Origin of the sequence: Nonomuraea sp. NPDC050540, assembly GCF_044457485.1 — a bacterium.
Taxonomy (GTDB): Bacteria; Actinomycetota; Actinomycetes; order Streptosporangiales; family Streptosporangiaceae; genus Nonomuraea.
In genome coordinates this window covers 783,056-805,816 of the sequence record NZ_JBITHA010000003.1, presented here as the reverse complement: position 1 = coordinate 805,816, position 22,761 = coordinate 783,056, and the positions used below count along the sequence as shown (strand labels likewise).

Sequence of the window (22,761 nt, the reverse complement as noted above, 5' to 3'; positions counted from 1 at the left end):
GAACCTCCGGAGGGGCTATTCGCGGACCGCCCCCTGGAGCAGCCCGCGGATGAAGTGGCGCTGGAGGAACAGGTAGAAGATCACGACCGGTGTCGCGACGATCACGGACCCGGCGGCGAGCAGGGCGAAGTCGGAGGTGTACTGGCCCTGGAAGAAGGCCAGCCCGAGCGGGGCGGTGCGCAGCCCCTCGCTGGTCACCATGATCAGCGGGATGAGGAACTCGTTCCACGTCCACATGAAGACCAGCAGGATCAGGGTGACGATCGCGGGCCTGGCCGGGGGCACGAGCACCTGCCAGAGCGTCCGCCAGACCGAGGCCCCGTCGATGCGGGCGGCCTCGACGATGGCACGGCTGGAGGAGCGGAAGTAGGCCCGCATCCAGAACGTGCCGAACGCCACCGACAGCGCCACCTGCGGCAGCGCCACCGACCAGAACGTGTCGGTCAGCCCGAGCGTGCGCAGGTCGAAGTAGAGGGGTACGGCGATGGCCTCGCTCGGCATCATGATCCCGAGCAGGAACAGGTAGAACAGGACGTTCTGCCCGCGGAAGCGCATGGTGCCGAAGGCGTACCCGCTCATGATCGACAGGGTGACGCTGACGACCACGACGAACGCCGACACCCCGAGGCTGGTACGCAGGTAGGTGTGGAAGTGCCCGGTCTCCCAGGCCTGCGCGAACCCCTCGACGCCGCCGCCGGCCGCCGCCTGCAGGATGGTGAGGATGGGGAAGAGCGCGAACACCGCGAAGATCGACAGGATCGCGTAGTTGCCCAGTCGCTCGGCGCGGGAGATCACGAGACGCTCCTGTCGGCGAAGCGGTTGATCACGAAGGAGACCGCGAAGATGAAGAGGGTCAGCGTGACCCCGATCGCCGCCGCCGAGCCCACCTGGCCGAGCTCGAAGGCGCGGTGGTAGACCTCGTAGGACGGCACCGAGGTGGAGTTGCCCGGCCCGCCCCCGGTGGTGATGTAGACCAGGTCGAACGTGCGCAGCGCGGCGATCACGGTCAGCGTGAGCGCGACCGCGATCTCGCCGCGCACCGACGGCAGCGTGACCGCGAAGAACTCGCGCACCGCGCCGGCGCCGTCCAGCCGCGCGGCCTCGTACAGCTCCAGCGGGATCTTGCTCATCCCGGCCAGCATCAGCACCGTCACCAGCCCGGTCTCGAACCAGGTGCCGACCACGCCGACGGCCGGCAGCGCGAAGGCGTAGTCGCCCAGCCAGCCGCGCGCCAGGCCGCCGAGGCCGACCGCTTCGAGCAGGGCGTTGAGCGAGCCGTCGGAGGAGTAGACCTGCCGCCAGGCGACGGCCACCACGACCATGGCCACGACCTGGGGCAGGAACACCACCGTCCGGAAGAACCCCAGCCCGCGCACCTTGGCGTGGTTGAGTATCGCCGCCAGCATCAGCCCGATCGCCAGCGGCAGCACGGCGTAGAAGAACATGAGCACCAGGGCGTGCCCGAAGGCGTCGCGCAGTTCCCCGTCGGCGATGATCGCCGCGTAGTTGTCCAGCCCCGCCCACGTGCCGAGCGTCAGCCCGTCCCAGTCGTAGAGCGACAGCTGCACCGCCCGGCCGATCGGGTAGAGCAGGAAGGCCGCATAGACGGCGAAGGCCGGCAGCAGGAACAGGTAGGCGACGCGCCGGGGCTCGCCTGGCGGGCGGGTCATCCGTTGCTGTCCACGAACTTCTTGTAGTCCTTCTCCAGCGTGGCCAGGAACTCCTCCGGCGTCGCCTTCTTGGCCATCAGGTCCTGCAGCGCCGCGCCGAGCGTGTCGGCGAAGGTCGGGGTGGCGTAGTCGAGGTACGGCAGCAGCCCGTCCTGCTTGGTGATGGCGGCGAAGGCGGTGAACATGTCCTTGGTCGGGCCCTCCTCCACCGTCTGCTGGTCGGTGTCGGCGACCGGGAGCAGGCCGTTCCGCGTGAGCACCTTCATCGCGTCGGCGTTGGTGATGAAGTCGAGGTAGGCCGCCGCGGCGTCGGGGTTGGGGCTCTTGGCGGTGACGGCGAACGGCAGGCCGGTGCCGCCGGTGGCGGCGGGCGTGCCTGGCGGCAGGGAGAAGCCCAGGTCCTTGCCCATGCTCTTGCCGAGCTCGCCGATCAGCCAGCTGCCGCCGATGTAGAAGACGCCCTTGCCCTTGCCGAACGCCTGCCAGGAGGCGTCGTAGCCGAGGCCGTTGACGTCCTTGTTGAGGTAGCCCTTGTCCATCCAGTCGACGAGCTGCTGGGCGGCCTTGGTGTTCTCCGGCGTGGACCAGGTGGCGCCCTTGCGGCCGAAGCCGAGCGTGGCGATCTGCTCCTTGGGCACGAACTGGCCCTGGACGGTGCCGAAGACGTGCACGGCCGGCCACTTGTCGAGGTTGCCGAGCATCAGCGGCTGCTCGCCGGCCTGCTTGGCCTTCTCCAGCGCGGCCTGGAAGTCCGCCCAGGTCGTGGGCGGCTGGAGGCCGAGCTTGGTCAGCTTGGTGCGGTTGTAGAGGAGGCCGACGACCTCGCCGGCCTGGGGCATGCCGTACACGCTGCCCTGTCCGAAGTCCTTGCCGTCGGGGGTGTAGCTGACGTACTGCAGGACGGACTGGGGGTAGCGCTTCTTCCAGCCGTACGCGTCGGCGTAGGCGTCGAGCGGGCGGAGCTGGCCGGCCTTGACGAAGGCGCCCATCTGCGGGCGGCCGTTGTTGGCCTGGACCACGTCCGGCGGCTCGTTGCCGCTCAGGGCCAGGCGCAACGTGGTGTTGAGGTCGTCGAAGGAGCGCGAGACCCGCTTGATCGTGATGTTGGGGTACTTGGCCTGGAACGCGGTGTTGAGCGCGGACATCTGGGCGTTCTGCGCGCCGCGTACCTCCTGGTCCCAGACGGTCAGCGTCACCTTGCCGAGCGCGGCGGCGTCGGTGCGGACCGCGGCCGGGCTCGACGGGGCCGGCGACGATGCCGCCGGCGGCGCCGAGGATCCGGGGGCGCAGGCCGCCGCGGCGAGCGCCACGGCACCGGCGGCCAGCGCGGCGCGCGTGGAGGCGTTCATGGGTTACTCCTTCTGGGCAGGCGGCTGGGGAGCCATCCCCAAATCGGCGTAGCGGGCGATGGTCGCGGCCGCCCTGCGGACGGCGCCCACCGGTACCGCGGGGACCAGGGTGTCGAGGAAGGCGTAGCGCCGCGCCAGCGACTCGCCGTAGGCGCCGGTGTGCCCGGCGGAGGCCCGCACCTCGTGCCACCAGTCGGCGATGTCGCCCCAGCCCGGCGCGGCCAGCGACCCGCCGAACTGCTGGACGGCCAGCGCCGCGCAGAGCCCGGCGAACGACAGCCGGTCGGTCAGCGGCCATTCGCACAGCGTGCCGAGCACGAACGCGGCGCCGAAGACGTCGCCGGCGCCGGTGGGGTCGAGCGCGTTCACCCTCGGCGAGGGTACGAACGCCTCCTCGCCGGTGGTGGAGTCGATGGCCATCGCGCCGTTGGCGCCGTCGGTGACCACGGCGACGGGCACCCGGTCGGCGATGGCGTAGAGCGCGTCGCGCGGGGTGTCCATGCCGGTGTAGGCCATGGCCTCGACGGCGTTGGGCATGAAGGCGTGGCAGACGGCGAGCTGGTCGAGCACCGCCTGCGACCAGGCGCCCGAGGGGTCCCAGCCGACGTCGGCGAAGACCAGCGCGCCGTCGCGGTAGGCGAGGTCGGCCCAGTTGCAGTCGCCCTCGGAACCGCCGAGCGGCTCATCCGGGGAGAGTGTGACGATGACGGCGCGGGTGCGCGGCGGCTTGCCGATCATCTCCGAGGCCGCCATGGGCGAGGGATGGCCGTGGGTGACCATGCTGCGGTCGCGGTCGACGGCCATGGAGACGGTGACGGGCGAATGCCAGTGCTCGAAGCGGCGCGACCTCGACAGGTCGACGCTCTCCTGCTCCTCCAGGGTCCGCCAGCAGAAGTCGCCGTAGTCGTCGTCGCCGAACGCGGCGGCCAGCGAGGTGCGCAGGCCCAGGCGGCTGGTGGCGATGGCGAGGTTGGCGATGCCGCCGGGACAGGAGCCCATGCCCTCGGCCCATACCTCGCTGCCGGCGGTGGGCATGGCGGGCAGGCCGGTGAAGACGATGTCCAGGAAGACCATGCCTGCCAGGAAGACGTCGAACTGGGGGCCCTCGGAGCTTCGCCGCTGGGCGAGAGGGTCGTACACGATAGCCGGTCCTCCTCGACAGATCGAAGATGTGCGCAATCTTGCACGTTTGCTCGCTCATAGCAAGGGCCATTGGAAAATCGTGCTCACTGATGCGCGAAAATGACTGATACGATCCGTACGTGCTTCAGCGCCTCCGGCATGAGGAGATCATGCGCCGCGTCCGGCTGTCCGGCGCCACGAGCGTGCACGACCTGGCCAGGCAGCTCGGTGTGAGTCCGTCCACCATCCGGCGCGACCTGGAGGTCCTCGACCGCGACGGCACGCTCAAGCGGGTGCGCGGGGGCGCGCTGCCCAGCGTCGACGCCGACACCGACATGCCGTTCGCGCAGGTCGCCGCCATCCACGAGGGCGACAAGGAGGCGGTCGCGGTGTGCGCGGGACGGCTCGTGCGCGAGGGCGACGTCGTCCTGCTCGACATCGGCACCACCACGATGCGCCTGGCCAGGCAGCTGCGCGGGCGCCGGGTCACCGTGGTCACCTCCAGCCTGGCCGTGCTCGACGTGCTGCGCGCCGATCCCGAGGTCGAGCTGCTGGTGCTCGGGGGGATGGTACGCCGGCCGTACCACTCGCTGGTGGGGGTGCTCACGGAGGAGGCGCTGCGGCAGGTGGTCGCCGACCGGGTCTTCCTCAGCGCCAGCGGCGTGCGCCGCGACGGGCAGGTCGTCGACACGACGCTCGCCGAGGTCCCGCTGAAACGCGCCATGATCGCGGCGGCGGGGCAGGTGGTGCTGCTGGCCGACCGGCACAAGTTTCCCGGCACCGGCGCGTTGCGGGTGTGCGGGCCAGAAGATCTCGACGTCGTCGTCACGAACGACGGCGCGGACGACAGCACGCTGCGCGCCTGCGCGGCGGCCGGCGCGGAGGTGGTGCTCGCATGAAACTGGCCGTTCTCGGCGGCGGGGGCTTCAGGGTCCCTCTCGTGTACGGCGCGCTCCTGCGTGACCAGGCGAAGCCGCGCGTGGAGGAGGTGGTGCTCCACGACGTCTCCGAGCGGCGGCTGGCGGCCATCGAGAACGTGCTCGGCCAGCTGGCCGCCGGGCACGAGCGCCCGCCGCGGGTGCGCACCACCACCGACCTGGACACGGCGCTGGCCGACGCCGACTTCGTCTTCTCCGCCATCCGCGTGGGCGGGCTGGCGGGGCGTACCGCCGACGAGCGGGTGGCGCTCGAGTTCGGCCTGCTCGGGCAGGAGACCACCGGGCCGGGCGGCGTCTCGTTCGGGCTGCGCACGATCCCGGTGGCGGTGCGCGTGGCCGAGCGGGTGGCGGCGGTGGCGCCGCGCGCCTGGGTCATCAACTTCACGAACCCGGCCGGGATGATCACCGAGGCCATGCGCGGCGTGCTCGGCGACCGGGTCGTCGGCATCTGCGACTCGCCGATCGGGCTGATCAGGCGGACCGCGGCGGCGCTCGGCCTGGACTCCGCGCGCGTCTCCCCCGACTACGTGGGACTCAACCACCTCGGCTGGCTGCGCGGGCTGGTCCACGAGGGCCGCGACCTGCTGCCCGGCCTGCTCGCCGACGACGCGGCGCTGCGGCAGGTGGAGGAGGCGCGGATCTTCGGCGGCGACTGGGTGCGCACGCTCGGCGCGCTGCCCAACGAATACCTGTACTACTACTACTTCAACCGCGAGTCCGTGGCCGCGGCCCAGGCCGCCGAGCACACCCGGGGCGAGTCGCTGGTCCTGCAGCAGGACCGCTTCTACACCGCCGTGCGCGAGCGCCCGGGTGACGCGCTGACCGAGTGGACCAGGACCCGCCGCGAGCGCGACGCCAGCTACATGGCCGACACCCGCGACCTCACCGGCGCCGGCGCGCGTGAGGACGCCGACCTGCAGGCGGGCGGGTACGAGGGGATCGCGCTGGCGCTCATGGCGGCGATCGCGCGGGGCGAGCCGTCCACGATGATCCTCAATGTGCGCAACGGCAGCGCCGTACCCGGGCTGCCGGCGGAGGCCGTCGTCGAGATCCCGTGCGCGGTGAGCGGCGCGGGAGTCCAGCCGCTGGCCACGCGGCCGCTGCCCGGCCGGTTCCTGGGCCTGATGCAGCAGGTCAAGGCGGTGGAGCAGGCGACCATCGAGGCGGCGCTCACCGGCTCTTCCGCGCTGGCGGTCGAGGCGCTGGGGCTGCATCCGCTGGTCGACTCGGTGGACGTGGCCCGGCGGCTGCTCGACGCGTACCGGGCGCGCATCCCGGAGCTGGCCGCCGTCCTTCCCCGCTGAAAAGCCTCTTGCGCGGGTGACCGCCCGGTGTCTACTGTAAAGCTCAGTATCCGGCGGACACAAAGTCTCCGGGGGACGACTATCGAGATAGGGGACACTCATGTCGCTCTTCGTCAACCTGCACGTCAAGGACCTCGCCGCCAGCCTCGGATTCTTCGAGAAGCTCGGCTACAGCGTCGACGAGCAGCTGACCAACGACGACGCCGGCTGCGTACACCTGGGTGAGGGCGTCTCTCTCCTTCTGGTCACGGAGCCGTTCTTCACCTCCATCACCGGCAAGGCGATCCCGGACACCGGCGCGAGCACCGAGGTGGCACTGGCGCTGCAGGTGGAGGGCGGGCGCGCCAAGGTGGACGAGATGCTCACGACCGCGCTGGCCAACGGGGCGAGCGAGACGGGCGAGCCCGAGGACAACGAGTACATGTACAGCCGCAGCTTCCGGGACCTCGACGGTCACCTCTGGAGTGTTCTCGTCATGGCCTGACGTGTCTTGTGTAAACAGAGGTATCCTCAAGACACACCACGTGGTGGACCCGAGGAGGAGCGCATGGCGGCAGGAAGCAAGATCGAAGAACTCCTGTGGGAACAGCCCGCGCCCGCACGTCCCTCGCTCAGCCTCCCCAACATCGCCCAGGCGGCCATCGCGATCGCCGACGCCGACGGCATCGAGGCGGTCTCGATGCAGCGGGTGGCGGGCGACCTCGGGTTCACCAAGATGTCGCTCTACCGGTACGTCTCCAGCAAGGCCGACCTCGTCGCCGTGATGATCGAGCGGGCGGTGGGCGACCCGCCCGATCTGTCAGGCATCGAGGGAGGCTGGCGGCCCAAGCTGGAGGAGCTGGCCCGGCTCGTGGCGGCTGTGTGGGCCCGGCACCCGTGGCTGCCGTGGGCCACGCTGGGCGACCGGATGATGGGGCCGCGCGAGATCGGCTGGACCGAGGCGGCCGTCGGCGCCCTTGACGGAACCGGCCTCACCGGCGGCGAACGCCTGGACGCCGCCCTGCTGATCTTCGGCCACCTGCGCAACACGCAGTCGCTCGCTACGGCGGGCACCCAGCCGTGGGCCGAGGACCGCCAGGCCGGCCCCGCCCTGGCCCAGATACTGGACCGGCACGCCAACCGCTTCCCCTCCCTGGTCGAGGCGCTGGCCGACGTGGGCGACGCGCCGCGCGACTCGGGCCGCTCCTTCGGCCTGACCTGCGTCCTGGACGGCCTCGCCACCCGCATCACCACCCCCCGCCCCTGACCACCCCGCATCCGACCCCGCCCACTCCTCCGAACCCCGGGGAGCCTTCGACTCCGAGGAGTCCCTGGAGGCCGCCCCCTTCGCGCGCCGCCGGAGTGCCCTCGCCGCCGCCGCGAAGCCCAGATCTCCGAGCAGATGGTGCTCCTTACCCAGGGCTTCAGGCGCAGTGTGACCGGCCCGGCGCTGGGCCGCCGGTCATGCGGGTCAGGACGCGTGCCTGGCAGGCCGCGGGTGGTCAAGCGCGGGGGTCAGGGGCGGGGTTCAGGGTGGGGTGGTGAGGCGGCGGGCGTAGGACTGCATGGGGCGTTCGAGGTAGCGGTAGGTCAGCCAGCTGGCGGGCAGCATCAGCAGCAGGCACAACACGCTGATCCCGATCTGCAGGGGGGCGGGCGCCCAGCGCAGGTCGCCGGTTATCGCGATCACCCCCGTCAGGATCGGCAGGTGCAGCAGGTAGAGCGAGTAGCTGATCACCCCGAGCCACACCAGCGGCGCCGGCACCCGGCGGGTACGCAGGAGCATGCCGCCGGCGAACGTGGCCGCGGCGAGCACGATCGTGGTGATCCACACCGGCGGCCGGACCCACCACCACCCGGCGTCCAGCGCCCACACCGGGGTCAGCGCCACGAGGATCGCGGTCACGGCCACCGGCCACAGCCGCCCGGCCCCGCGCTCCCATCGGTGGATGGCGGTCCCGGCGAACATCACCGCCAGGATCGCCGCCCCGAACCACGGCGTGGGGCTGGCGGTCAGCAGCAGGGTGAGGGCCATGACGCCGAGGACGACGGCGGCGGCCGTACGGAAGTATCCGGTGATGACGCAGGTCAGGCCCAGCCCGAAGACGGCCAGTGACGCCCAGGACAGCCACGCGCCCGTCAGGGGCGCGTTGCTCAGCACGAGCCCGGCGGCCATCGCGGCGGCGGCGAAGGCGACCGACAGCGCGCTGCGGCCCACCCGCACGCCCGCCACGAACAACGCGGCGACCAGCAGGTAGAAGACCATCTCGTAGGAGAGGGTCCACATGGTGTTGACCACGCCTCCGGCGCCGACCACGTCGAGGAGCATGGTGGCGTGCGAGGCCAGCGCCGAGGCGTCGCGGGGCACCTCCCTGCGCACCGGCAGCCAGAACGACAGCGCCAGCACCACCACGATCACCAGGAGGTAGAGCGGGTAGAGGCGGAAGAAGCGGCTGATCCAGAACGCGCGCACGTCGCCTCTGCGTTCCAGGGACACCGGGATGATGTAGCCGCTGACCAGGAAGAAGACGAGCACGCCGTACATGCCGAGGTTGAAGGAGGTGGGGCGCAGCCACGGCATCGCCCAGGTCAGCAGGTGCTCGCCCACGACGGCGAGCGCGCCGAGGCCGCGCAGGGCGTCGAGCCAGGCCAGCCGCGCGGGCGTCCCGGCGGCGACGGCGGGTACGGGCGGGGCGGCGGCGACGTCGTCGGGACGGGCAGCAGGCATATATCCCAACGTACCGAAGTGCCGGGAAAATCACCTTCAGTCCTAGATCAAGGTTCCTGCTCCTCTGTCCTCCGTCGTCGCCGCACTTGCGAAGGACGCGTCCCGCCTGCCATCCTGGCTCACATGATCGTCGTCAGAAAGGGCGTGCGCGCCCTCGCTCCGTGAGTGAGCAGCGGCGGCCCGTGGCCGCCGACCTCCACGATGAATGGCTGGGCTGGGCGCTGTCCACGCGGCCCGCCGACCGGCCCGCCGCGCAGGCGGCCATCACCTCCCTGTACGAACGGCTCGGCCGTCCCGCGCCCGCGTTCGTCTGGACCGACTCCCCCGCCGCCGCCCTGAACCACGTGCCACGCGGCATCCCCGTCCAAGCCTTCGGCCGGCTGAACACGGCCGCAGAACTGACCGTCGCGCAACGCCTCGCGACCCTCGTCTCCACCCTGCGCCACGCCCTCGACCAGCACGTCGGCCACGTCTGGGACCCCGGCTGGCCGTCGCGCGGCCCCGACCCGCTCGACGCCGTCGTCCGCGATCCCCTGCGCGAGACCGTCCGCGACGGCGTGTGCACGCCCATCCGCCTCGCGCTCCCCCTCGCCGACCGCCTCACCTGGTACGGCCAGCACGACGCCTGCTGGATCGCCCACTACGACGCCTGGCGGCGCGTGGGCGGCCTCCGCTACGGCGCCCTGACCGCCCAGCTCGAACCGTGGGCCGAGCTGGCCCGATCCTGCGGCTGGTGGTGGCCGCTCGAAGACCGGTGCGTGATCGCCGAGCGCCCGCTGTCGGTCCGGCTGCGCGACGGCCGCCTGCACGGCGACGACGGCCCGGCCGTCACCTTCCCCGACGGCTGGTCCGTGCACGCGCTCGACGGCTTCGTCGTCCCCGGGTGGGTCATCACGGGACCCACGCCCGAGAAGATCGCCGCGGAGCCGAACGTGGAGGTCAGGCGGCTGGCCATCGAACGCCTCGGGTGGGGCCGCTACATCGAGGAGGCCGGGCTGCGCCTGGTCGCCTCGGCCCCCGACCCCGGCAACCCGGGCTTCGACCTGGAGTTGTTCGACCTGCCGCCGACCGCGCTCGGCCGCCGCCCGAGGGTCCTGCTGGCCGTCAACGGCTCGGAGGAACGCGACGGGCGGCGGCGGCGCTACGGCCTCGGTGTCCCGCACTTCATCGACGACCCCGTGGCGGCTGCCGCCTGGACCTACGGCCTGTCCGCCCATCACTACACCCAGCTGGCCCGGCGCACATGAAAGGAGAACCCGTGAACCTCGACACCCTGTCCCGCCGTACCGGCCTGACCGTCCTGGACCATCTGGAGCGGCAGGTCGCCATCCCGGTGTTCGACGGCCTCCAGGCCCAGGGCGATCTGCTGATCGTCCCGATGCCCATGGTGGCCGTGGCCATCACGTTCCCGCCGCCTGCTCGCTGGTCGAAGGTGTTCGGAAGAGGGCTGGAGGTCCTGCGCGGAGCCGCGGGCGGCAATCCGCACACGCTCGTGGCCGATGACGGCGCCTGCGCGTGGACCTGGGACGTCCGCGACACCATGGGCCTGGCGCTGGGCGTCTTCCGCTGTGTCCGGCCGGTCTACCTCCTGCATCCCGAGCACGGGGCGAGCGGCTTCGCCCCCGGCACGTACGTGGTGCGCCGCCAGCGGGAGCTCGACCACCGCGGCTGGCGGCGCGGCGGCCGGGGCCGCCTGGTCGCCGACTAACGGTGGGGCCCGCCCAGTCGCGGCGGGCCCTCACCTCAGGCGTGGCGCTCTCACCTCAGGCATGGCTCTCAGGCGTGGCGCTCCCCGCTCAGGCGCGGCGGGCTTTGGCCAGGAGCCACAGGAGCAGGGGAGCGCCCAGGACGCCGGTGACCACGCCCACCGGCAGTTCCAGGTCCGGGATGACGCGCCTGGCCACCAGGTCGGCCGCGAGCACCAGGAATGCCCCGGTGAGCGCGGAGGCCAGCGGGGGCGGCCAGGCCGTACCGGCGAGGCGGCGGGCGATCTGCGGGGCGGCGAGCGCGACGAACGCGACGGGACCGGCGGCGGCCGTGCCGAAGGCGACCAGCCCCACGCCCGTCGCCAGCAGGGCGAACCGGGCCCGCTGCACGGGCGTGCCCAGCACGACCGCGACGTCCTCGCCCAGCTGCAGCGCCCGCGACGAGCGGCCGAGCAGCAGGGCGAGCGGCGCGAGCACGGCGAGGGCCAGGGCGAGCGGCGTCACCTGGTCCCACGTGCGGCCGTTGAGGTTGCCGAACAGCCAGCCGAGCGCGGCCTGCGCCTGGAACGCGTCCGTGATCACCATGAGGTACTCGGTGGCGCTGGTGAACATCCACGACAGCCCGATGCCGATCAGCACGACCCGGTAGCCGGTGACCCCGCGCCGCCAGGCGAGCAGGTAGGTGAGCAGAGCGGCGGCCACGGCGCCGGCGAAGGCGAGCACCTGCGCGCCGGGACCGGCGTCGAGGCCGAGCACGATCCCGGCCACGACGGCGACGCCCGCGCCCTGGGTGACGCCGATCATGTCGGGGCTGGCCAGCGGGTTGCGGGTCATGGTCTGGAACAGCGCGCCGGACAGCCCGAACGCGGCCCCGGCCATGAGCCCCACCAGCGCCCTGGGCAGGCGAAGCTGCCAGACCACGAACAGCTGTCCCTGCTCGCCCTGCCCGAACAGCGCGCCGACGACCTCGCCGAGCCCGAGCGGGATGTCGCCGAGCCCCACCCCGAGGCAGAACGCCAGGAAGGCGAGGACGGCCAGGCCGAGGCAGACCACGACGAGCCGGATCCGCACCTGCCAGGAGACGGGCGGGGCGGGCAGGCGGACGGTGAGGTTGGCCATCAGAGCTCCGCGAGACGGGCGCGGCGGGCCAGGATCACGAAGATCGGTCCGCCGATGAACGCGACGATGATGCCCGCCTGCACCTCGATCGGCGCGACGATCATCCGTCCGGCGACGTCGGCGGCCAGCAGCAGGCAGGGTCCGAGCGCCGCCGACAGCGGCAGCAGCAGCCGGTGGTCGCTCTCGCCGCCGGCCCAGCGGGCGACCAGCCTGGCCAGGTGCGGGATGACCAGTCCGACGAAGACCACGGGGCCGATGGCCGCGACCGCGGCGCCGGTCAGCAGTGTCACGGCGGCGGCGCCCTGGAGCCTGACCAGGCCCACCCGGCGGCCCAGCGCCACGGCGACGTCGTCGCCGAGCGCGAGGCTGTTGAGCGCGGGGGCCGAGGCGAGCGCCAGCACCATGCCCACCGCGACGAACGGCAGCAGCTGCGGCATGAGCTGCGCGCCCTGCCCGGCCAGCGAACCGGCCGACCAGAACCGGTAGCGGTTCAGCGACTCCGGGTCGGCCAGCACGATGGCGCTGGTCAGCGAGCTGAGCATGACGGTGACGGCGACTCCGGCCAGCGCCAGCTTCACCGGGGTGAGGCCGTCGCGGCCGAGGCCGCCCAGCACGTAGACGGCGACGGAGACCACGAGCGCGCCGGCGAAGGCGAACCAGACGTAGCCGTAGAGCGAGCCGATGCCGAACGCGGCGATGGCCACGACGACCGCGAACGCGGCTCCCGCGCTGACGCCGAGGATGCCGGGGTCGGCCAGCGGGTTGCGGGTCAGCGCCTGCATGAGCGCGCCGGACAGGCCGAGCGCCGCCCCCGCCATGAGGCCGAGCAGGGTGCGCGGCACGCGTACCGACCAGATGACGTCGTGGACCGCTTTGGTGACCTCGCCACCGGTCAGCGCCTGCGCGACCTGGTCGAGCGGGATCGCCCGCGCGCCGACCGACAGCGACAGCGCGCACAGCACCATGAGCCCGGCGACCGGCACCCCGAGCAGGATGACGCCGCGGCCCAGGCGCGCCGCGGGCTGAAGCCCCGCGCGTTCGCGCGCGCCGGGCTTCAACGCGGCCGACCTCACGAGGAGGGTTCTGGCGTGGTCTCCGGCTTGCCGTCGACGGCCGCCGACAGCATGGGAACCAGCCGGTCCAGCAGGAACGGCAGGCTGAGCACCGTGATGAAGGAGGCGGAGTCGGCGAAGTCGGTGCCGTCCACGACGAACACCTCGCGGGCCTGCCTGGCCACCTTGAGGTTCTTGTAGACGCCGTCGCCGCGCAGCGCGGCCACGTCCTTGTCGGCGTTGGTGACGCTCCAGACCAGCACGTCCCGGTCGAGCAGGTCGAGCCGCTCGCGGCTGATGTTGGCGCCGAACTTGTCGCCGATCACCTTGTCCAGGTCGGGCGGGAGCGTGAAGCCGAGCGAGGCCAGCAGCCGGCTGCGCGGGTCCTGGCTGCCGAAGACGAAGTACCCCTCGTACATGCTGACCATCAGCGCGCCCGAGCCGACGAAGGCCGGGTTGTCCTTCTTGATCTGCTCGAAGCGCGCTTCGACGCCCTTGACCATCGTGTCGGCCTCGGCGGGCTTGCCGACGATCGAACCGATCGTCCTGGTGAGCTCCTGCCACGGGATGCCGTAGTCGATGTACTGCTTCGGCTGGGCGACGGTCGGGGCGATCTGCGACAGCGTCGCGTACTGCTCCTTGGTCAGCCCGGAGTACAGGCCGATGATCAGGTCGGGGCGCAGCGCCGCGATCTTCTCGGCCGCCGGTCCGGTGCCGGTGTCCTTCATCACCTGGGGTACGGCCGCGCCGCCCAGCTTGTCCTTGGCCCAGGGGCCGACGGCGCCGGGGTGCTCGCCGAACCACTCGGTGGTGCCCACGGGGACCACGCCCAGGGCGAGCAAAGCGTCCTGCTCGACGAGGCCGACGGTGACCACGCGCTGGGGCGGGGCCTTGACGGTGGTGCTGCCGAACTTGTGCTCGATGGTGACCGGGGTGAACCCCTTCGCCGCGGGGGCGCTCGCGGCCGGGGCGGCGGCCAGGTTGTCCGGGGCGCAGGCGACCGCGCCCAGGAGGACGGCGACCGCCAGGATGATGCGCTTCACGCGTTGTTCTCCGCCCTGCCCATGCGCCAGTAGCCCATGAAGGCCACGGCGCGCTTGTCCATGCCACGCTCGGCGACCAGGTGACGCCGCAGGGCTCTGATCATCGCCGCCTCTCCGGCCAGCCAGGCGTAGAGAGGGCCCTCAGCCTGCTCCTCCGGCACCTCCCAGAGCTCGTCGACATCGACATCGATTTCCCTGAAGTCGATGTCCTCGAAGGCGTCGGCGGGCTTGTGGTCGGGAAGCAGGCGCGCGGCGGCGGCCTCGACGGCCGGGATGAGCTTCTCGCCGTGGCCGTCGCCCTCGCGGGCCAGCCACGTGACCGTGGCCTCGCTCGGCGAGTCGATCGGCAGGATGTCGCCGGCGTGCGGCACCTCGATGAGCGCCTCGCCGCGGGTGCCGACGGGCAGGCGTTCCAGGGTGGCGCAGATCGCCGGGGCGGCGGTCTCGTCGCCGGCCATCAGGATGGCGCCGGTGCCCTCCGGCGGGTGGAACTCCAGGCCGCCGTGCGGCTCGCCGTAGCGGGAGTCGGGGCCGAAGAGACCGACCTCGTCGCCGGGCCGGACGGCGCCGGCCCAGCGGGCGGCGGGTCCGCCGTCGCCGTGCAGCACCACGTCCACGTCCACCTCGCGCAGGTCCGGGCGCACGTTGCGGACGGTGTAGGTGCGCATCGGGTTGCAGCGGTCCTGGGGCAGGGCCCGCCAGCGCTGGAACCAGTCGGGGCCGGTCGGGAACTGCGTCAGGCCGTGGCCGGGCAGGGGGAAGATGAGCTTGATCCGCTGGTCGTACCCGTTGTCGGCGAAGAGGTCGAGGTCCTCCCCGGTGAAGGTCACGCGCAGGAACGACGGGCTGAGCAACTCCAGCCCCCGCACTCGCACATCGAACAAGCGAAAGGGTTCAACCACGACGAACTCCACTGATCACACGGGGGATTTAGGTTAGGCTAACCTACCGTATCCCTCGCCGCTAGCTCGGTGGCAGGGTGGCTCGCCAGGGGACCGGGGTGGACAGGACCATCGAGCTGCTCGGCGTGCCGTACCCGGCCAGCCGGTCGATCAGCCCCTCGAAGTCGGTCATCGTCGCGACCGCGACCCGCAGCACGCAGCAGGCCCCGCCCGTGACCCGGTGCACCTCGAAGATGTCGGGAGAGTCCAGCGCGTCCGGGTGCCGCAGCACGCATCCCGCCCCGTAGCAGGACATCGTGACCAGCGCCACCACGCCGCGTCCCGCCGCCCGGGGGTCCACGTGCGCCCGGTAGCCGCCGATCACCCCGGCCTCCTCCAGCTTCCGCACCCGCTCGGCCACCGCGGGCGGCGACAGGTGCACCCGCCGCGACAGCTCGCTGAAGGACAGCCGCGCGTCGGCCTGCAGCTCACGCAGCAGCAGCCAATCCATCTCGTCCACTTTCACCACCGAAACCCAGAAGCCCAAATCAGGCACCATCCGCCTGGTGCAACACCCTAAAGGCCGTTGAATCGGCATTCCACGCGCGGGGCTCGCGCGGGCATCATGAGCCCCATGGATGTCACCCCGATCACCGCACTCCAACGGCAGGAGCGAGCCCAGGCCAACGGCGGTGCGCCCACGCTCGAGTTCGACCGGCAGGCGCCCTACGACCGCTACGTCCGCGCGAGCACGCTGCACGCCCTGCAGACCCCGCTCAGCGATGACCCCGGCGAGATGTCCTTCCTCATGGTCAGCCAGGTCATGGAGCTGTACTTCGGGCTGATCCGCTACGAGCTGCGCCACGCCCAGGACCTCCTGGCCGGCGACGACGTCTGGGCCTCGCTGGCGCCGCTGCGCCGCTCCGCGCTGCACCTGGAGGCCCTCAACGCCTCCTGGCAGGGGCTGCGCTGGATGACGCCGGCCGAGTTCAACCGCTTCCGCGACCTGCTCGGCGAGGGCTCCGGCTTCCAGTCGGCCATGTACCGGCACCTGGAGTTCACGCTCGGCCTCAAGTCCGAGCAGCTCATGCGCCCCTTCCGCGGCCAGCCCGAGGTTCACGCCGAGCTGCGCGAGAGCTTCGAGGCTCCCTCGCTGTGGGACGAGACGCTGGAACTGCTGCGCCGCCGCGGCCTGGCCGACGAGCCCGAGCAGGTCGTGCAGGCCTGGGTGACCATCTACGCCGACGCCGGCCCCGACAACCACCTGCGCCAGCTCGGCGAGGCGCTCACCGAGGTCGCCCAGCGCTTCGGCGACTGGCGCTACCACCACCTGCAGTCGGTGAAGCGGGCCATGGGCGCCAAGGCCGGCAGCGGCGGCTCGGCCGGGCTCGTCTGGCTGGAGCGCAGCATGGCGCGGACCGTCTTCCCCGAGCTGTGGACCGCCCGCACCTTCATGTGAGGAGTTTTCCCGTGGCAGGTTCCCAAGAGGTCGCGATCGTCGGCGCCGGTCTTGCCGGCTGCCTGCTCGCCTGCTACCTGGCCAGGCGCGGGCACCGGGTCACGCTGTACGAACGGCGGCCCGACCCGCGCGCGGAGGGCGCGGAGCGCGGCCGATCGATCAACCTCGCGCTGTCGGAGCGCGGGCTGTCGGCGCTGCGCGGCATCGGCCTGGAGGAGCAGGTCATGGCCGAGGCGCTGCCCATGCGCGGCCGGCTGATCCACCCGGTGCGGGGCGAGCTGGACCTGCAGCTCTACAGCTCCGACGGGCTCCGCTCGATCAACTCGATCAGCCGGGCGCGGCTCAACGCGGCCCTGCTGGACGCCGCCGAACAGCACGCCGAGGTCCGCTTCGAGCACCGGCTCACCGGACTGGACCCGGCCACCGGGACCATGCGCTTCGAGGGCGGGCAGGAGGAGAAGGCGGCGGTGGTGCTCGGCGCCGACGGGGCCGGCTCCGCCGTACGGGCGCGGCTGGCCGAGAACGCGGGGCTGCGCGAGCGCACCGACTTCCTCGGCCACGGCTACAAGGAGCTGACGATCCCGGCGCGGGACGGCGCCTTCGCGATGGACCCGGGCGCGCTGCACATCTGGCCGCGCGGCTCCGCCATGATGATCGCGCTGCCGAACCCGGACCACTCGTTCACGTGCACGCTGTTCTGGCCGAACGAGGACTTCGACGCGCTCGACTCACCGCAGGCGATCGCGCGGCACTTCGGCGAGGTGTATCCGGACGCGGTCCCGCTCATTCCCGGCCTGGTGGACGACTTCGCGGCCAACCCCGTCGGTCGGCTGGGCACGGTGCGGGCCGTACCGTGGCAGGCGGGCGGGCGCGTGGGGCTCATCGGCGACGCGGCGCACGCGATCGTGCCCTTCTACGGTCAGGGCGCGAACTGCGCGTTCGAGGACGTCGTGGTGCTCGACCGCTGCCTGGACGAGACCGGCGACGACTGGGGCCGCGCGCTGCCGAGGTTCGAGCGGCGGCGGCGGGCCGACACCGAGGCGATCGCCGAGATGGCGCTGGCGAACTTCGTCGAGATGCGCGACAAGGTCGCCTCGCCCGTCTACCGGCTGGCCAGGCGCGCCGAGCACGCCCTGCAGGAGGCGCTGCCCGGCCGCTACGTCTCGCGCTACGAGCTGATCTCCTTCTCCACCGTCCCGTACGCGCGGGTGCGCCGCCGGGTCCGCCGCCAGCAGCAGGTTCTCGGCACGCTCGCCGCTCTGGGCGCGGCCGCGCTGGTGTTCGGAGTGGCGCGGCGCTTCAAGGGTGCTCAGGGGCGTCCGACGCTCATGTAGGTGAAGCCGAGGGCGCGCATGATGGCCGGGTCGAGGTGGTTGCGGCCGTCGAACAGCACCGGCCTGCGCATGGTGTCGCGTACCTCGGCCCAGGGCACGTGGCGCAGCTCGGGCCAGGCGGTGGCGAGGATCGCGGCGTCCGCGCCGGCCAGCGCCTCCTGCGGGCTGCCGTGCCGTACGGCCGACGCCCAGGGCTCGGGCTGCCCGTCGGGGGCCAGCGGATCCCAGCACGTCACCTTGGCGCCCTCGGCCAGCAGCCGCGCGGCCAGCACGGTGCTCGGCGCCTCGCGCATGTCGTCGGTGCCCGGCTTGAACGTCATGCCGAGCACCGCGATCCTGGTGCCGCCGAGGCCGCCGAGCGCGTCCTTCAGCTTCTGGATGGCCCGCCGCTTCTGCAGGTTGTTCACCTCGATGGCGGCGTTCAGCAGCTGGGTGTGGTGGCCGGTGTTGCTGGCCAGTTGCTTCAGCGCCTCGGAGTCCTTGGGGAAGCAGCTGCCGCCCCAGCCGATGCCGGCGCGCAGGAAGTGCGGGCCGATCCGGTGGTCCAGTCCGACCGCCTTGGAGACCTGCTCCACGTCCGCGCCGGTCAGCTCGCACAGGACCGCGATCTCGTTCATGAAGCTGATCCTGGTCATGAGCATCGCGTTGCTGGCCAGCTTGACCATCTCGGCCGAGGCCACGTCCATCACCTCGACCGGCCCGTCCACGCCTTCGTGCAGTTCGGTGACGAGCCCGGCCACGCTCTCGTCGGAGGCGCCGACGACGACCCGGTCCGGGCGCATGAAGTCGGCCACCGCCTGGCCTTCCGCGGTGAACTCGGGGTTGGAGGCGTAGCCGACGTGGGCCAGGCCGCTCTCGTCGAGCACCGCCCGTACCCGGGCGCCGGTGCCGACCGGGACCGTGCTCTTCACCACGACGGCCTTCAGGTGCTCGGCGCCCTTCAGCGACTCAACCACCGACCAGACGCGCGACAGGTCGGCGTCGCCCGCCGCGGTCGGCGGGGTGTCCACGCAGACGTACACGATCTCGGTGTCCGCGAGGGCTTCCTCGGCGCTCAGCGTGAAGGTGAGGCGTCCGGCGTTGCCCGCGATCAGCTCGCCCAGGCCGGGCTCGTGGATCGGCACCCGCCCGGCGTTCAGGAGGCGGATGCGCTCGTCCTGGATGTCGCGGACCGCGACGGTGTGGCCGAGCTCGGCCAGGCACGCGGCGGTCACCAGGCCGATGTAGCCGGCCCCGAAAACTGCGATCTTTCGCATCTCTTCCTCACCTCTTCACCCGCAAGAGTGCCCGAACAGGACCAGGCTCAGGAAATCGGGGTGAAGGGTGCTTCTATAGTGGTCCCACAGACATCCGATGAAAGGCAATATTTCAGGTCATGGCGATACAGTCGTGGTTCCCCCAGGCCAAGCTGGGGATCTTCGTTCACTGGGGCATCTACGCCGTCGACGGCGTGGCCGAATCGTGGTCCTTCTTCGACGGCCGGGTCGGTTACGACGACTACATGAAGCAGGTGGACGGGTTCACCGCCGACCGCTTCGACGCCGCGCAGTGGTCGGATCTGTTCGCCGAGGCGGGTGCCCGTTACGCGGTGCTGACCGCCAAGCATCATGACGGTTTCGCGCTCTGGCCGACGGCGTGGTCGGGGCTGCGCACCGAACGCGACTTCGTCGGCGAGTACGTGAGCGCGATGCGCGAGCGCGGGCTGCACGCCGGGCTGTACTTCTCGCACCTGGACTGGTCGCACCCCGACTACGCCAGCGTGGGCACCGGCGGCAACCGCTTCGCCCACCCGGAGCCGGGCAAGGAGGATCCGGCCGCGTGGGAGCGGTTCCTGGCCTTCCACCGGGGGCAGTTGCGGGAGCTTCAGGAGCGTTACGCGCCCGACCTGCTGTGGTTCGACGGCGACTGGGAGCGCGACGCCGCGACCTGGAGGATGAGCGAGCTGCGCGAGGAACTGCTCGGCCGACAGCCGGAGGTCGTGATCAACGGGCGGATGCAGGGCGAGGGCGACTACGCCACACCCGAGCAAGGCGTGCCGATCGAGCCGCCGGCCGGTCCTTGGGAGCTGTGCCTGACGATCAACGATTCGTGGGGCTACCAGGGGCACGACACCAACCACAAGTCGGTGCGCCAGCTCGTCCGGATCTTCGCCGAGACCATCGGCGGCGGCGGCAACCTGCTGCTCGACGTGGGACCGCGCGCGGACGGGACGATCACCCCCGAGCAGACGGCGCGGCTGCGGGAGCTGGGCGCCTGGATCCGGCCGCGGGCCGAGGCGGTCTACCCGACGGGACGCGGGCTGCCGCCCGGCCACTTCAACGGGGCCAGCACGGTCTCGGCCGACCGCCGGACGCTGTATCTGTTCGTGTTCGACCGGCCCAACGAGTTCGTGGTGCTGCGCGGGGTGCGCAACAAGGTCACCTCGGTACGCGTGCTGGGCGGCGCCGGTGACCTGCGGCACGAGCGGTTCGGCGGGCTGCACGAGGTGCCCGGATGGGAGTACGTCTACCTGGCCGACTCCGACCTCGATCCGCTGTGCACGGTGCTGGAGGTCCGGCTGGACGGGGAGCTGGAGGTCTACCGTGACCACACCCGCGACTAGGCGCGTGGCGATCTGCGGTATCGGGACGGAGTCGAGCACGTTCAGCGCACACCGCACTGGTTACCACGACTTCACCCTTTGGCACGATTTTTCGCGTTATCCGTTTCTTCGTCAGGACTCTGGGCGGTGGCCTGAGGAGGTGGCGGGGGTCCGGGTGGAGTTCGTCCCGATCCTGGTCGCCCGTGCGCTGCCGGGCGGCCAGGTCACCCGGGAGGCGTACGACCGGCTGGAGTCCGAACTGCTCGCCGGGTTGCGGGCGGCGGGGCCGTTCGACGGCGTCTACCTGGACCTGCACGGCGCGATGCACGTCGAGGGCCGCGACGACGCCGAGGCCGCGCTCGCCGCGGCGGTCAGGGACGTCGTCGGTCCCGGCGCGCCGATCGCCGCCTCCATGGACCTGCATGGCCAGGTGTCGCGCCGCTTCGCCGAACTCGTCGACCTGCCCACCGCCTACCGCACCGCCCCGCACGTGGACGTCGAGGAGACGCGCGAGCGCGCCTGCCGCCTGCTCGTCCGCGCGCTGGCCGAGAACCTGGACGTGGTCCGCTCCTGGGTACGGCTGCCGCTGCTGCTGCCCGGCGAACGCACCAGCACCCGCCTGGACCCGGCCGCCGCGATCTACGCCCGCCTGCCGGAGATCGAGCGACGCCCCGGCGTCCTGGACGCCTCGATCTGGATCGGCTACGCCTGGGCCGACGCGCCGCGCTCCAGCGTCAACATCCTGACCACCGGCACCTCCCCTGAGGCGGTCACCGCCGCCACCGCCGAACTGGCCGGCGCCCTGTGGCGCTCCCGCGACGCCTTCGCCTTCGCCATGCCCGCCCTGTCACCCCGCGCCGCCATCGAACAGGCGTTGTCCTCGCCACAACGCCCGTACTTCGTCAGCGACTCCGGCGACAACCCGACGGCCGGGGGCTCGGGCGACGCGGCGTTCTTCCTGTCCGGCCTCCTGTCCACCCCCGCGCTGGCGGGCGGCGGGAAGAGCGCGGTCTGGGCGTCCTGTGTGGATCCCACGGCCGTGGCGGCATGCGTGGCCGCGGGCGTGGGCGGCGAGGTGACCGTGCGGGTGGGCGGCGTCTACTCCGGCGACCCGCCGGTGCTCCTGAAGGGCACCGTCCACGCGGTACGGCCCGCCGACCCGGTGGGCGGCGACCTGGCCGTGGTCCGGGCCGGAGGCGTACACGCGGTGCTGACGACGCGGCGCAAGCCGTACCACCTCGTGAAGGACCTCACCGACCTGGACCTCGACCCGTGGCGGCATGACCTGACCGCCATCAAGATCGGCTACCTGGAGCCCGACCTGCACCAGGCCGCCGCCGCCTCGATCCTCGCCCTCACGCCCGGCGGCGTGAGCCAGGACCTGTCGGCACTGCCCTACACCCGCCTGACCCGCCCCATCCACCCCCTCGATCCCGCCATGCCCGCCCCCGACCTCACCCCCGTCCTGCTGAGACGCTCCCACTGAAATTCACCGCTCAGGCGCCCAGCCCGCGAGGCCGAGTGCCCGATCATCGGAGCGGCACCGCCGGCCTGCCACGACCGCAAGGGCGAGGCGAAGCGCCCGTGGGGCCCGCCCGAGCGCGCCCTGCTGGACACGGGGACCGCACGGCCACGGCCCCTCGCTGACCCGTGGCGGCGCTGCCGGCCGGCAGCGGCCCCGTGCCTCCGCGGATGGGTGCGAGGTGTCAAGGGGGCGTCAGGATCGGGGGGTTGGGCATGGGGATTTCATGGCAGGCGGGCCCTGGGTGAGGGGTGCGGGCCGATAGTGGGGGCATGACGGCTATCGCCTCTGATCGGCCTCCCGACGGCAGAACCGCCACCGGCCGCGGCATGGAGCAGTTTCACCACCCTCGCCCCGTCTGCGCCGGCCGCGGCACGACGTTCCGGCCGACGCCTCAGCGTGAACGGCTGATGTCCGGGCTCACCGGGCGGGTGGTCGAGTTCGGCGCCGGTGACGGGGTCAAGCTCACCTGCTATCCCCCCGAGGTCCGGGAGATCGTCCTCGTCGAACCCGATCCGTTCCTGCGGGCCGCGGCGGAGCGGGTGGCGGACGAGGTGCCCGCTCCGGTCAGCATCGTCGGCGGCGGCCCTGCCCGGGTGGCGCTGGACAGCGGCTCCTGCGACGCCGTGGTCTACTCGCTCACCCTGTGCTGCTGCCCCTGCCTGGAACGCACGCTCGCCGAGGCCCGCCGGATCCTGCGCCCCGGCGGCCGGCTGCGCTTCTACGAGCACGTCCGCTCGACCAACCCCGTCCTGGCCCTGGCCGAGGCGCTGGTCGGCCCGCTCTGGTCGCTGGCCGGCGGCGGCTGCCGTCCCGGCCGCGACCCGGTCGCCGCGATCCAGGCGGCGGGCTTCGTGCTCGAACACCTCGACCGCTTCACCTTCCAGCACGTCAGCCACGTCCTCGGCGCCGCCGTCAGCCCGCCGTCCTGACCACCGCCGTGGGTACGGGCATCGCACGCGACGACACGGCGA

Annotated in this window: 22 protein-coding genes; 11 read left to right on the top strand and 11 right to left on the bottom strand. The window is 72.1% G+C overall.

The annotated features are described in order from the left end of the window. Positions 1 to 15 precede the first annotated feature (15 nt). The 4 genes from ACIBI5_RS14085 to ACIBI5_RS14070 are packed head-to-tail and all read right to left on the bottom strand — an operon-like array spanning position 16 to position 4,159. Positions 16 to 795, bottom strand: a complete 780-nt coding sequence (locus ACIBI5_RS14085; protein ID WP_397246643.1) for a carbohydrate ABC transporter permease — start codon at positions 793 to 795, stop codon at positions 16 to 18. After that, positions 792 to 1,670, bottom strand: coding sequence for a carbohydrate ABC transporter permease (locus ACIBI5_RS14080; RefSeq protein WP_397246641.1), 879 nt, complete (start codon positions 1,668 to 1,670; stop codon positions 792 to 794). The genes ACIBI5_RS14085 and ACIBI5_RS14080 overlap by 4 nt, the downstream gene beginning before the upstream one ends. Then, entirely contained in the window at positions 1,667 to 3,019 is a 1,353-nt protein-coding gene (locus tag ACIBI5_RS14075) for an ABC transporter substrate-binding protein (protein ID WP_397246639.1), read from the bottom strand. The genes ACIBI5_RS14080 and ACIBI5_RS14075 overlap by 4 nt, the downstream gene beginning before the upstream one ends. A 3-nt stretch (positions 3,020 to 3,022) precedes the next feature. Further along, positions 3,023 to 4,159, bottom strand: a complete 1,137-nt coding sequence (locus ACIBI5_RS14070; RefSeq protein WP_397246637.1) for a PfkB family carbohydrate kinase — start codon at positions 4,157 to 4,159, stop codon at positions 3,023 to 3,025. A gap of 122 nt (positions 4,160 to 4,281) precedes the next feature. Here ACIBI5_RS14070 and ACIBI5_RS14065 point away from each other — a divergent pair, with 122 nt between their 5' ends. From ACIBI5_RS14065 to ACIBI5_RS14050, 4 genes are all read left to right on the top strand, one after another. Continuing rightward, positions 4,282 to 5,040, top strand: a complete 759-nt coding sequence (locus ACIBI5_RS14065) for a DeoR/GlpR family DNA-binding transcription regulator (RefSeq protein ID WP_379612833.1) — start codon at positions 4,282 to 4,284, stop codon at positions 5,038 to 5,040. Then, complete coding sequence (locus ACIBI5_RS14060) at positions 5,037 to 6,383, top strand: 6-phospho-beta-glucosidase (protein WP_397246634.1); 1,347 nt, start codon at positions 5,037 to 5,039, stop codon at positions 6,381 to 6,383. The genes ACIBI5_RS14065 and ACIBI5_RS14060 overlap by 4 nt, the downstream gene beginning before the upstream one ends. A 100-nt stretch (positions 6,384 to 6,483) precedes the next feature. Further along, a complete protein-coding gene (locus ACIBI5_RS14055; RefSeq protein WP_397246632.1) occupies positions 6,484 to 6,867 on the top strand; it encodes a VOC family protein in 384 nt (127 codons plus the stop codon). A 63-nt stretch (positions 6,868 to 6,930) separates the two neighbouring features. Next, positions 6,931 to 7,629, top strand: coding sequence for a TetR/AcrR family transcriptional regulator (locus tag ACIBI5_RS14050; RefSeq protein ID WP_397246630.1), 699 nt, complete (start codon positions 6,931 to 6,933; stop codon positions 7,627 to 7,629). Positions 7,630 to 7,890: 261 nt separating this feature from the next. Here ACIBI5_RS14050 and ACIBI5_RS14045 read toward each other — a convergent pair whose 3' ends face one another. Beyond that, a complete protein-coding gene (locus ACIBI5_RS14045; protein ID WP_397246628.1) occupies positions 7,891 to 9,090 on the bottom strand; it encodes an acyltransferase family protein in 1,200 nt (399 codons plus the stop codon). 161 nt (positions 9,091 to 9,251) lie between these two features. On the opposite strand from ACIBI5_RS14045, the gene ACIBI5_RS14040 reads away from it, so the two are divergent. Both ACIBI5_RS14040 and ACIBI5_RS14035 read left to right on the top strand, forming a co-directional pair. Further along, on the top strand, positions 9,252 to 10,337 hold the full coding sequence (locus ACIBI5_RS14040; protein ID WP_397246626.1) for a DUF6745 domain-containing protein: 1,086 nt from the start codon (positions 9,252 to 9,254) through the stop codon (positions 10,335 to 10,337). A gap of 11 nt (positions 10,338 to 10,348) precedes the next feature. Further along, the gene (locus ACIBI5_RS14035; RefSeq protein ID WP_397246624.1) at positions 10,349 to 10,798 is read left to right on the top strand and encodes a hypothetical protein; all 450 of its coding nucleotides are present in this window, start codon (positions 10,349 to 10,351) and stop codon (positions 10,796 to 10,798) included. A gap of 88 nt (positions 10,799 to 10,886) precedes the next feature. On the opposite strand, the gene ACIBI5_RS14030 is transcribed toward ACIBI5_RS14035, so the two are convergent. The 5 genes from ACIBI5_RS14030 to ACIBI5_RS14010 form a co-directional block, all read right to left on the bottom strand. After that, the gene (locus ACIBI5_RS14030) at positions 10,887 to 11,915 is read right to left on the bottom strand and encodes a FecCD family ABC transporter permease (RefSeq protein WP_397246622.1); all 1,029 of its coding nucleotides are present in this window, start codon (positions 11,913 to 11,915) and stop codon (positions 10,887 to 10,889) included. Further along, complete coding sequence (locus tag ACIBI5_RS14025) at positions 11,915 to 12,988, bottom strand: FecCD family ABC transporter permease (RefSeq protein WP_397246620.1); 1,074 nt, start codon at positions 12,986 to 12,988, stop codon at positions 11,915 to 11,917. Before ACIBI5_RS14025 ends, ACIBI5_RS14030 begins: the two co-directional genes overlap by 1 nt. Beyond that, entirely contained in the window at positions 12,985 to 14,010 is a 1,026-nt protein-coding gene (locus tag ACIBI5_RS14020) for an iron-siderophore ABC transporter substrate-binding protein (RefSeq protein WP_397246618.1), read from the bottom strand. Before ACIBI5_RS14020 ends, ACIBI5_RS14025 begins: the two co-directional genes overlap by 4 nt. Further along, the gene (locus ACIBI5_RS14015) at positions 14,007 to 14,885 is read right to left on the bottom strand and encodes a siderophore-interacting protein (protein WP_397246803.1); all 879 of its coding nucleotides are present in this window, start codon (positions 14,883 to 14,885) and stop codon (positions 14,007 to 14,009) included. Before ACIBI5_RS14015 ends, ACIBI5_RS14020 begins: the two co-directional genes overlap by 4 nt. An 88-nt stretch (positions 14,886 to 14,973) precedes the next feature. Further along, a complete protein-coding gene (locus tag ACIBI5_RS14010; protein ID WP_397246801.1) occupies positions 14,974 to 15,402 on the bottom strand; it encodes an Lrp/AsnC family transcriptional regulator in 429 nt (142 codons plus the stop codon). Between the two features lie 123 nt (positions 15,403 to 15,525). On the opposite strand from ACIBI5_RS14010, the gene ACIBI5_RS14005 reads away from it, so the two are divergent. After that, positions 15,526 to 16,350 (top strand): tryptophan 2,3-dioxygenase, encoded by an 825-nt coding sequence (locus ACIBI5_RS14005; RefSeq protein WP_397246616.1) that lies wholly within the window; start codon positions 15,526 to 15,528, stop codon positions 16,348 to 16,350. A gap of 11 nt (positions 16,351 to 16,361) precedes the next feature. Beyond that, the gene (locus ACIBI5_RS14000) at positions 16,362 to 17,684 is read left to right on the top strand and encodes an FAD-dependent oxidoreductase (RefSeq protein WP_397246614.1); all 1,323 of its coding nucleotides are present in this window, start codon (positions 16,362 to 16,364) and stop codon (positions 17,682 to 17,684) included. Here the strand turns inward: ACIBI5_RS14000 and ACIBI5_RS13995 are convergent. Beyond that, complete coding sequence (locus ACIBI5_RS13995; RefSeq protein WP_397246612.1) at positions 17,660 to 18,940, bottom strand: UDP-glucose dehydrogenase family protein; 1,281 nt, start codon at positions 18,938 to 18,940, stop codon at positions 17,660 to 17,662. The two genes, ACIBI5_RS14000 and ACIBI5_RS13995, sit on opposite strands and share 25 nt — an antisense overlap. A gap of 119 nt (positions 18,941 to 19,059) precedes the next feature. Between ACIBI5_RS13995 and ACIBI5_RS13990 the strand changes: the two genes are divergently transcribed. The 3 genes from ACIBI5_RS13990 to ACIBI5_RS13980 all read left to right on the top strand — a co-directional run bounded on the left by ACIBI5_RS13990 (position 19,060) and on the right by ACIBI5_RS13980 (position 22,719). Beyond that, positions 19,060 to 20,286, top strand: coding sequence for an alpha-L-fucosidase (locus tag ACIBI5_RS13990; protein ID WP_397246610.1), 1,227 nt, complete (start codon positions 19,060 to 19,062; stop codon positions 20,284 to 20,286). Further along, complete coding sequence (locus tag ACIBI5_RS13985) at positions 20,267 to 21,751, top strand: M81 family metallopeptidase (RefSeq protein ID WP_397246608.1); 1,485 nt, start codon at positions 20,267 to 20,269, stop codon at positions 21,749 to 21,751. The genes ACIBI5_RS13990 and ACIBI5_RS13985 overlap by 20 nt, the downstream gene beginning before the upstream one ends. Positions 21,752 to 22,059: 308 nt before the next feature. Continuing rightward, entirely contained in the window at positions 22,060 to 22,719 is a 660-nt protein-coding gene (locus tag ACIBI5_RS13980; RefSeq protein WP_397246606.1) for a class I SAM-dependent methyltransferase, read from the top strand. Positions 22,720 to 22,761 lie beyond the last annotated feature (42 nt).

Excerpts from the sequence above, each read along its gene's own strand:
- ACIBI5_RS14050 (WP_397246630.1), top strand. The coding sequence starts at position 6,931 with ATGGCGGCAGGAAGCAAGATCGAAGAACTCCTGTGGGAACAGCCCGCG.
- ACIBI5_RS14005 (WP_397246616.1), top strand. The coding sequence starts at position 15,526 with ATGGATGTCACCCCGATCACCGCACTCCAACGGCAGGAGCGAGCCCAG.
- ACIBI5_RS13995 (WP_397246612.1), bottom strand. The coding sequence starts at position 18,940 with ATGCGAAAGATCGCAGTTTTCGGGGCCGGCTACATCGGCCTGGTGACC.
- ACIBI5_RS14045 (WP_397246628.1), bottom strand. The coding sequence starts at position 9,090 with ATGCCTGCTGCCCGTCCCGACGACGTCGCCGCCGCCCCGCCCGTACCC.
- ACIBI5_RS14075 (WP_397246639.1), bottom strand. The coding sequence starts at position 3,019 with ATGAACGCCTCCACGCGCGCCGCGCTGGCCGCCGGTGCCGTGGCGCTC.
- ACIBI5_RS14010 (WP_397246801.1), bottom strand. The coding sequence starts at position 15,402 with ATGGATTGGCTGCTGCTGCGTGAGCTGCAGGCCGACGCGCGGCTGTCC.
- ACIBI5_RS13980 (WP_397246606.1), top strand. The coding sequence starts at position 22,060 with ATGACGGCTATCGCCTCTGATCGGCCTCCCGACGGCAGAACCGCCACC.
- ACIBI5_RS14060 (WP_397246634.1), top strand. The coding sequence starts at position 5,037 with ATGAAACTGGCCGTTCTCGGCGGCGGGGGCTTCAGGGTCCCTCTCGTG.
- ACIBI5_RS14080 (WP_397246641.1), bottom strand. The coding sequence starts at position 1,670 with ATGACCCGCCCGCCAGGCGAGCCCCGGCGCGTCGCCTACCTGTTCCTG.
- ACIBI5_RS13990 (WP_397246610.1), top strand. The coding sequence starts at position 19,060 with ATGGCGATACAGTCGTGGTTCCCCCAGGCCAAGCTGGGGATCTTCGTT.
- ACIBI5_RS14055 (WP_397246632.1), top strand. The coding sequence starts at position 6,484 with ATGTCGCTCTTCGTCAACCTGCACGTCAAGGACCTCGCCGCCAGCCTC.
- ACIBI5_RS14030 (WP_397246622.1), bottom strand. The coding sequence starts at position 11,915 with ATGGCCAACCTCACCGTCCGCCTGCCCGCCCCGCCCGTCTCCTGGCAG.